This is a genomic window from Arthrobacter sp. LAR12-1-1.1 (assembly GCF_040676555.1).
Lineage (GTDB): Bacteria > Actinomycetota > Actinomycetes > Actinomycetales > Micrococcaceae > Arthrobacter.
This window is the reverse complement of the sequence record NZ_JBEGIG010000060.1, coordinates 1-267: the sequence shown is the minus strand read 5'-3', so window position 1 is coordinate 267 and position 267 is coordinate 1. Positions and strand designations below refer to the sequence as shown.

Annotated in this window: 1 protein-coding gene; it reads left to right on the top strand. The window is 67.4% G+C overall.

All coding sequences use genetic code 11. The annotated features are described in order from the left end of the window. The coding region (locus MRBLAR12_RS23835) for a hypothetical protein (RefSeq protein ID WP_364748143.1) at positions 1-267 on the top strand (267 nt) is incomplete at both ends.

Below are 267 nucleotides of genomic sequence, written 5' to 3'. Positions count from 1 at the left end.
CCGCCTACAAGGCCGCGACCGAGTTCAAGGGCAAGCCCACGGTCATCCTGGCCCACACGGTCAAGGGCTACGGCCTGGGCACGCACTTCGAGGGCCGCAACGCGACCCACCAGATGAAGAAGCTCACCCTCGCGGACCTCAAGGCCTTCCGCGACCACCTGCGCATCCCGATCACCGACGAGCAGCTGGAAGCGGACCTCTACCGGCCGCCGTACTACCACCCCGGCATGGACTCCCCCGAGATCCAGTACCTGATGGGCCGCCGCA